The following is an 8093-nucleotide window of genomic DNA, read 5'->3' as shown; positions in this document are numbered from 1 at the left end:
GAAAAAAGGGAAAGCCGGCGGCGGTTACTGCACATACTTGGCCGACCACCAGGCACCGTTTATTTTTTCTAATTTTAACGGAACGTCTGCCGACATCGACGTTTTGACCCACGAAGGCGGTCATGCTTTTCAGACGTATTCGAGCCGTCATTTGTCGGTGCCGGAATATCAATTCCCAACGATGGAAGCCGCAGAAATTCATTCGATGAGCATGGAATTTTTCGCTTGGCCGTGGATGGAGAGCTTTTTCGGCGAAGATACTGCGAAATACAAATTCAGTCATTTAAGCGATGCGCTCCAGTTCATCCCGTACGGCGTAGCCGTTGACGAGTTCCAGCATTTCGTTTATGAGCACCCGGAAGCAACTCCGGAAGAGCGGAAACAGAAGTGGAGCGAGCTGGAAAAAGAATATTTGCCGCATCTCGATTACGAAGATAATGCTTATTTGCAAGCCGGCGGCTTTTGGCAGAAGCAAGGCCACATTTATGAGGCGCCGTTTTATTACATTGACTATACGCTCGCGCAAGTGTGTGCATTTCAGTTTTGGAAAAGAATGCAGGAAAACCGTGAAGCCGCTTGGGAAGATTATCGCAAATTGTGCAAGCTCGGCGGCCAATATTCGTTCACAAAATTGGCGGAGAGCGCGAATTTGATATCGCCGTTTGCAGACGGCTGTGTGAAATCGGTCATCGGCACAATTGATGACTATTTGAGCAAAACGGACGATTTAAGTTTATAAAAGAAAGGGAGATGTCGTGATGCGTGAAGCCGTTATCGTCGAAGCAGTTAGAACGCCTGTCGGAAGAAGAAAAGGCGCATTTAGCACGGTTCGTGCCGATGACTTGGCTGCCGAACCGTTGCGGGAGCTTGTGAGACGTACTGGCATCGACCCAGGAGTTATCGAAGACGTCATTTACGGCTGCGTTTCACAAGTCGGCGAGCAATCGTATGACGTCGCACGAATCGCGTCGTTGATCGCCGACTATCCGGTCGAAGTGCCGGCGACGACGCTCGACCGCCAATGCGGATCGAGCCAGCAAGCGGTGCATTTTGCGGCGCAAGCGATTTTGAGCGGCGACATGGATGTCGTCGTCGCAGGCGGCATCGAGCATATGACGCGTGTTCCAATGCTTTCGAGCCGGCAAGGCGTCGAACTCAGTCCTCAGTTGACGTCGCGTTATGACATGGTGAACCAAGGCATCTCGGCGGAAAAAATTGCCGAGAAGTGGGGATTCAGCCGCCAACAGCTCGATGAATTCTCGCTCGAAAGCCATGAGAAAGCATTGGCCGCCAAAAAAGCCGGCCGTTTCGACCGTGAAATCATGCCCGTTGAGGTGACGGGTGCCGACGGCGAGCGCGTGAGTGTGACGAAAGACGAAGGACCGCGCGCCAATTCGAGTTTGGATAAATTGGCGTCGCTCGAGCCGGCGTTTCAAGAAGACGGCATCATCACGGCCGGAAACGCGAGCCAAATCAGCGACGGCGCTTCCGCCGTCCTGCTCATGTCGCGTGAGAAAGCGGAAGCGCTCGGGCTGCAGCCGCGCTTCCGCGTCATCGCCCGCGTCGTCGTCGGCTCGGACCCGACGCTTATGTTGACGGGGCCGATTCCGGCGACCGAGAAGGTGTTGCAGAAGGCGCGCTTACAGCTCGCCGACATCGACATTTTCGAAGTGAATGAAGCGTTCGCGCCCGTCCCGCTCGCTTGGCTGGCAGAAACGGGCGCCGATCCGGCGAAGATGAACGTGAACGGCGGTGCGATCGCGATCGGGCATCCGCTCGGCGCGAGCGGCACGCGTCTCATGTGTACAATGTTGTATGAAATGGAGCGGCGCGGGCTGCGTTACGGCTTGCAAACGATGTGCGAAGGCCATGGCATGGCAAACGCGACGATCATTGAGCGAATCGGATAGCATAACGCGCACCAGACGTCTTATTTTCATGAAAAGTCCGGTTTTCCAAGTGAAATCGCGCATGAGAAGGCTTATTTTCTTAAATCCCCCGAAAATCCGCCGCATTTTCGGGTTTTGAAGGGAAATAAGAAGTTCAGTGAGCGATATTTTTCAAACCGGATCTTTTACTCGAAAATAAGGCCAGTCATGAGCGAATCGGATAAGGAGGCGAAGCGGATGAAGTTGAGCGACTGTACAGCGATTGTGAGCGGCGGTGCATCCGGCCTCGGTGAGGCGACAGTGAGGCGCGTTGCCGCCGAAGGCGGGAAGGTTGCGATCTTTGACGTGCAAACGGAAAAAGGCGAGACACTGGCAGCCGAACTCGGCGGAAACGTCCGTTTTTTCAAAACGGACGTGACCGATGAGGATTCGGTGAGGGCATCGGCGGCGAATGCCGCGGATGCGTTCGGTGAGATTCGGGTTGTGGTGAATTGCGCCGGCGTGGCGATCGCTGAAAAGACGTTTGGGAAGAAAGGCGTGCATCGCCTGGATTCGTTTCAGAAGGTCATTCAAGTGAATTTGGTCGGCTCATTCAATGTGCTTCGGCTCGCCGCCGAACAGATGGTGAACAACGCGCCGGATGAAGACGGCAGCCGCGGCGTCATTATTAATACGGCGTCGGTGGCGGCGTATGAAGGGCAAGTCGGTCAAGCGGCGTACAGCGCGTCGAAAGGCGGCATCGTCGGTATGACGCTGCCGATCGCGCGCGATCTTGCCGGATATGGCATTCGCGTGACGGCGATCGCGCCAGGTGTGTTTGAAACGCCGATGTTTGAGACGCTGCCGGATAAGGCGCGCGAAGTGTTAGGTAAGATGACGCCGTTTCCGTCAAGGCTCGGCAAGCCGGCGGAATATGCGAAGTTTGTGCAAAGCATCGTTGAAAATCCGATGTTGAACGGGGAAGTGATCCGGCTCGACGGAGCGATTCGCTTAAGCTGAAGCTTTGAGGAGGGAGAACATGAAAGCGATCGTATTGAGAGAATTAGGCGGACCGAAACAGCTGCAATTCGAGGACGTGTCGATCCCGGAACCGGGGCCGAAAGAAGTGCTCGTCCGGTTAAAAAATGCCGCATTGAACCGGCGTGATGTCTTTATTACGTACGGACAATATCCCGGCATTGAGCTGCCGGCGATTCCAGGTTCGGACGGTGCCGGTGAAGTGGTTGCCGTTGGAACGGAAGTGGAATCGACGGCGCCCGGGGAAGCGGTTGTGATTAATCCGGGCATGAACTGGGGGAACGACATTCATAAGAAAAGTGCGGCGTTTCAAATTCTCGGTGTCCCTTCAGACGGGACGTATGCGCAATATGTGAAAGTGCCGGCGGAAAATGTGTTTTCAAAGCCGGAACATTTGAGCTGGGAGGAGGCAGCGGCTTTGCCGCTTGCCGGCGTGACCGCTTACCGGGCGGTTGTTACAAAAGGACAAGTTAAAGAAGGCGAGCATGTTTTTGTCCCCGGTGTAGGCGGAGGCGTTGCGACGTTTCTCGTGCAATTTGCCGCAGCGCTTGGCGCGAAAGTGTACGTGTCCTCGAGCAAGGATGAAAAAATCGAGAAAGCGAAGCAGTTCGGCGCCGTTGACGGTGTCAATTACAGTGAGGACGGCTGGTCGAAAACGTTGAAAAAAATGACCGGCGGCATCGATTTATCGATCGACAGCATCGGCGGCGACGTTTTTGAAAAGCTGTTGTCGCTCGGCAACAACGGGAGCCGGATCGTCAGCTTCGGTGCCACTCGCGGACCGGTTCCAAAGCTTGTCATTCCGAAGTTGTTCTTGAAAGACATCACGTTATACGGAACAGCGATGGGCAGCCCGCAGGAGTTTCGGCAAATGCTTGCGCTCGTGACGAAGCATGAGATTCGTCCTGTATTGGACAAGACGTACGCGTTGGAAGACGCGGCAGAGGCGCAAACTCGCATGGAGAACGGCGAGAATTTCGGTAAAATTGTACTCGAAATCCCTGAAGATTAATACAATCTCTCGGGGGTTCTTTTTCAAATAGACGAGAAAGCGCTTACATTTACTGCTGTGCATCGCGCCGTGACCCTGCAGCAAAGCTTCGACGTCGGCAACATTTATTTTATTAAAAAAAGGGGCTGAATACGACATGATGAACGTCCCACTGACGGTGAATTCGCTTTTGGAACGGGCGGAAACGTATTTTTCGAAAAAAACGGTTGTTTCCCGCACGTCGACAGGCATTAAACGATTGTCCTATCGAGAAATTGGGAGTAGAACGAGGGCGCTTGCGAGTGCTCTGGAAAAACTCGGCGTTCAGCGCGGCGACCGTGTCGGCACGCTGGCGTGGAATGACCATCGGCATTTGGAGGCTTATTTTGCGGCACCGTGCATGGGGGCGGTCGTGCACACGATCAACGTCCGTCTCCCGGAGGAACATTTGACCTACATCATCAATCATGCTGAAGATCGCGTGTTGTTGATCGATGAATCTTTCGTGCCGATGGTCGAAAAGGTGCGTGATCAGCTCAAGACCGTGAAAGCTTTTGTCATTTTATCGGATGAAAAAGAACCGCCCGAAACGACGCTTTCGCCGGCTTATGCGTATGAGCAGCTTGTCGCGGACGGAGATGCAAACTTTGCCTTCGTTAGTGATCTCGACGAAAACGAGCCGTGCGGCATGTGCTATACTTCTGCGACAACTGGAAAGCCGAAAGGGGTTGAGTACACACACCGCAGCACCGTATTGCATTGTTTTGCTTCCGCGCTTGCCGATACGCTCGCGCTTTCCGAATCGGACGTGTGCATGCCGGTCGTTCCGATGTTCCATGTGAACGCCTGGGGTATTCCGTATACGACGACGATGCTCGGAACGACGCTCGTGTTGCCGGGACCTGGAGTGACGCCGCAAATTTTGGCGGAACTCATCCAATCTGAAAAAGTAACATTTACCGCCGGCGTTCCGACGGTTTGGCTCGGGTTGATGAAGGTGTTGGAGAGTGGCAATTATAAGACGGATAGTTTGCGAGCCGTTGTCTGTGGCGGATCGGCGGCGCCGAAAAGCTTAATCCGCGCCTATGAAGAGAAGTACGGGATTCCGTTCATTCACGCTTACGGCATGACGGAAACGTCGCCGATCGCTTCCGTGGCGCGCCTGAAAACGTATCAGCAAGATTTGCCCGACGAAGACAAGATTCAAATTCGGGCGACGCAAGGCATGATCGTGCCCGGGTTGGAGGTGCGTGTCGTCGATGACAACGGGGAGGTTGCCCATGACGGGAAAGCGATGGGTGAGCTGCTGTTGCGCGGTCCGTGGATCGCTGATGAATATTTCAAGGACGAAAGAAGCGAGGAAGCGTTCAGCGACGGTTGGCTTCACACGGGAGACATCGTCACGATTGACGAAGAAGGCAATTTAACGATCGTTGACCGGACGAAGGATCTCGTGAAGAGTGGCGGCGAGTGGATTTCTTCGGTCGCCTTGGAAAATGCGCTCATGGCGCATGAAGCCGTCTTCGAAGCGGCGGTCGTCGCCGTTCCGCATCCGAAATGGCAAGAACGGCCGCTTGCGGCCGTCGTGTTGAAAGAAGATGGTCAAGTATCGGCCGAAAGTTTGCTCGAACATTTGCGGGAGCAGTTTCCGAAATGGTGGGTGCCGGATGACGTCGTTTTTGTAAAAGAAATCCCGAAAACATCGGTCGGCAAGTTTTTGAAACGGCAACTGCGCGAGACATTCAAAGATTACTTGAAATAAAGGGTGAGAGAATCGCTCACCAGCGGCCTTATTTCGATGAAAACGGCGTGGTGCGAGGAGAAATCGCTCATGAGCGGCCTTATTTTTGGAAATCCCCCGAAAATCATGGCAATTTTCGGGGGAATGCGCACAATAAGGTCGTCAGTGAGCGATAACATTTCAAACCCGCTTCTTTTTGCGAAATAGCGTTTCTCATGAGCGATTCCGTTCAAATCGAATCGGAAATTTTCGGTGTGACCGAAAATCTCAGGTTGATAAGATTAAATTGAGCGATTCTCTGTCGCGAAAGGATGGCTGATGTGCAAAAGTCGTTGTTCAACGGCTTTTGGCGTCAGCCTTTTTGTAATTGAGCCATTCGGCGTGTAAACCGTGATATGCGCAAAATTCGTGGAAGTAGTCTTTGAACGGCAAGCCGGCTTTGATGAGGTGCTCGAGGTGCTTGGCGATGCCGATAATTTCTGAGCCGAGCAGCCGCGGGGTTGCCCGGTGATTTTTGCGGAAATAAAAAATTTCTTCATAGACGATGTCTTTCGGATGAACGCCGTTCTGTACAGCAATCTTTGTTTTTTCTTCGCGCTCGCGAATCTTGTTCATGTACGTATGCAGCCGCTCGCGGTACGCTTGCCGGCTGTAGGTGCCTTTATGGTGCGCGGTCACGAACGTTTCCGCGTCGACATCGAGTGTACGCTCTGCCGATTTGAAAAACGCATCGATGTCAGAATCGGCGTCGTTATACCAAGGGCCGAACGACGTGAGGTCAAAGTCACCGACGAACAACACGCCGTGTTCAGGGAAGTACGGCGTACAGTAGCCTTCGGTATGCCCCGGTGTATGAAGCATGATCATTTTCGTACCGGCCGCTTCGATTTCTTTTTCATAGGCGTACGAATCTTGTGTAAGGCCGATCACCTGCGCCCAGCGCGGCTTCAGTGTGCCGTCATCCGATTTTTTCAGCTGCTGCTCAATTTCTTTTTTCGCGCCGTCTTCTCCGAGCAAAGCAAAACGACCGCCGGCTTTCGCCAGCTCAATCGGGTCATTGATTTTTTTTACATCGATCTCATTAATCGCTTTTCGTGCGTTCGGAAACAAGTACGCCCCCCATACATGGTCAATATGGTAATGGGTCATAAACAACGCTTGGATGTTTTGCTGCTGCAAGTAGCGGAAAGCTGTTTCACCGCCGCCGCAATCGATGAGCGCGTCTTCGTCTTTGCCGTGAATCAGCAATGATGTAGAAAAGGGGACGTGACTGTTGTTTTCCCCGGTAACGATCTCGATCGGGCCAATTCTTTCGTAAGTCATCCGTGCACCGTCCATTTCGTTTGAGTTTCTTTATTTTATGGCATAAACTAAGGTTAGTGTAACATACCAACCGGTCAGTATCCCGCGGGAGGGCATGCATTTTGAAAGAAAAATTAATGAAAGCGGCCATCGATTTGTTCGGGAAAAAAGGCTACAGCGAAACGTCCGTCCAAGACATCGTTGACGTCCTCGGCGTCACGAAAGGCACGTTTTACTATTATTTTGATTCAAAGCAGCAAGTATTGATGGATATTCAGCTTCATTTTATCGAAGGATTATTAAAGCAGGAACACGGGATTTTGGCTGACGAATGCATGGACGCGAGTGAAAAGATTTTCGAGATCGTGCGTATGCTTGTGACCAACATCGATCAGCAAGGAGCCGCGGCACGAATCTTTTTTCGCGAGATGCGCAATTTGGAGCAAGATCAAGTCGTTCGCGTTTTGAAGGAGCAAGATCAGTTCCGTGACAATTTACAGCACTTGATTGAAAATGGCATTGCTGAAGGGCGGTTTCGCAATGATTTGCCAGCCGATATCGTCACTTTTGCGATTCTCGGCATGTGCAACTGGAGTTATTTTTGGTTTGATCCAAACGGGACGATTCCTGATCAAGACGTCGCCGTCATATACACTGAACTCATTTTAAATGGAATGATTCAACCGGGGAGGCATTTCCAATGCAGCACGAAATCGAATTAACGGTTCGCTTTGGTGAAACGGATTTACTTGGCCATGTGAACAACGCCAACTATTTTTCCTATTTGGAGCATGCGCGTGTGCAGTTTATTAAAGAGATCGACGTTGAAAATTCCTACGACGGCTGGCAGCTCATTCTTGCGTCGATTAAATGCGATTTCGTCGCGCAAACATTTTTTGATCAAAAATTGACGGTCGCTACATACGTATCACGGATCGGCAATTCGAGCTTTACGCTCGTGCAGCCGATTTACGACAGCGAAACGAAAGAGCTTGTCGCCAAAGGCGAATCCGTGCTCGTGTATTTTGATTTTGAGGAACAAAAAAGCAAACCGATTCCGGATGCTTGGCGGCGGCAACTCGGCAAATACTTCGTGCACGAAGACGCGAAAGCGTGAGGTGAGTAGGATGCAGCGATTTCAAGGAAGGACGGC

At 52.2% G+C, this 8093-nt stretch carries 8 protein-coding genes; 7 read left to right on the top strand and 1 reads right to left on the bottom strand.

Annotated elements, in window-relative coordinates; translation table 11 throughout:
• The 5 genes from VFK44_03425 to VFK44_03405 form a co-directional block, all read left to right on the top strand.
• Positions 1-739 (top strand): M3 family metallopeptidase (locus VFK44_03425; GenBank protein ID HET7627419.1); only part of this gene is annotated, 739 nt, incomplete at its 5' end.
• A 19-nt stretch (positions 740-758) separates the two neighbouring features.
• Positions 759-1910: a thiolase family protein gene (locus VFK44_03420; GenBank protein ID HET7627418.1), complete on the top strand. Its 1152-nt coding sequence runs from the start codon at positions 759-761 to the stop codon at positions 1908-1910.
• Positions 1911-2126: 216 nt separating this feature from the next.
• A complete protein-coding gene (locus VFK44_03415) occupies positions 2127-2888 on the top strand; it encodes a 3-hydroxyacyl-CoA dehydrogenase (GenBank protein HET7627417.1) in 762 nt (253 codons plus the stop codon).
• A gap of 19 nt (positions 2889-2907) precedes the next feature.
• Positions 2908-3918, top strand: coding sequence for a zinc-binding dehydrogenase (locus VFK44_03410; protein HET7627416.1), 1011 nt, complete (start codon positions 2908-2910; stop codon positions 3916-3918).
• A 136-nt stretch (positions 3919-4054) separates the two neighbouring features.
• Positions 4055-5659 (top strand): long-chain fatty acid--CoA ligase, encoded by a 1605-nt coding sequence (locus tag VFK44_03405; GenBank protein ID HET7627415.1) that lies wholly within the window; start codon positions 4055-4057, stop codon positions 5657-5659.
• Positions 5660-5974: 315 nt separating this feature from the next.
• On the opposite strand, the gene VFK44_03400 is transcribed toward VFK44_03405, so the two are convergent.
• Complete coding sequence (locus VFK44_03400) at positions 5975-6961, bottom strand: MBL fold metallo-hydrolase (protein ID HET7627414.1); 987 nt, start codon at positions 6959-6961, stop codon at positions 5975-5977.
• A 101-nt stretch (positions 6962-7062) separates the two neighbouring features.
• On the opposite strand from VFK44_03400, the gene VFK44_03395 reads away from it, so the two are divergent.
• Positions 7063-7662 (top strand): TetR/AcrR family transcriptional regulator, encoded by a 600-nt coding sequence (locus VFK44_03395; protein ID HET7627413.1) that lies wholly within the window; start codon positions 7063-7065, stop codon positions 7660-7662.
• Positions 7641-8057, top strand: coding sequence for a thioesterase family protein (locus VFK44_03390; GenBank protein ID HET7627412.1), 417 nt, complete (start codon positions 7641-7643; stop codon positions 8055-8057). The genes VFK44_03395 and VFK44_03390 overlap by 22 nt, the downstream gene beginning before the upstream one ends.
• Positions 8058-8093 lie beyond the last annotated feature (36 nt).

The organism is Bacillales bacterium (assembly GCA_035700025.1).
Classification (GTDB): Bacteria; Bacillota; Bacilli; order Bacillales; family DASSOY01; genus DASSOY01.
Note: the sequence above shows the minus strand (reverse complement) of the source record. Positions and strands in the feature narration are given on the sequence as shown.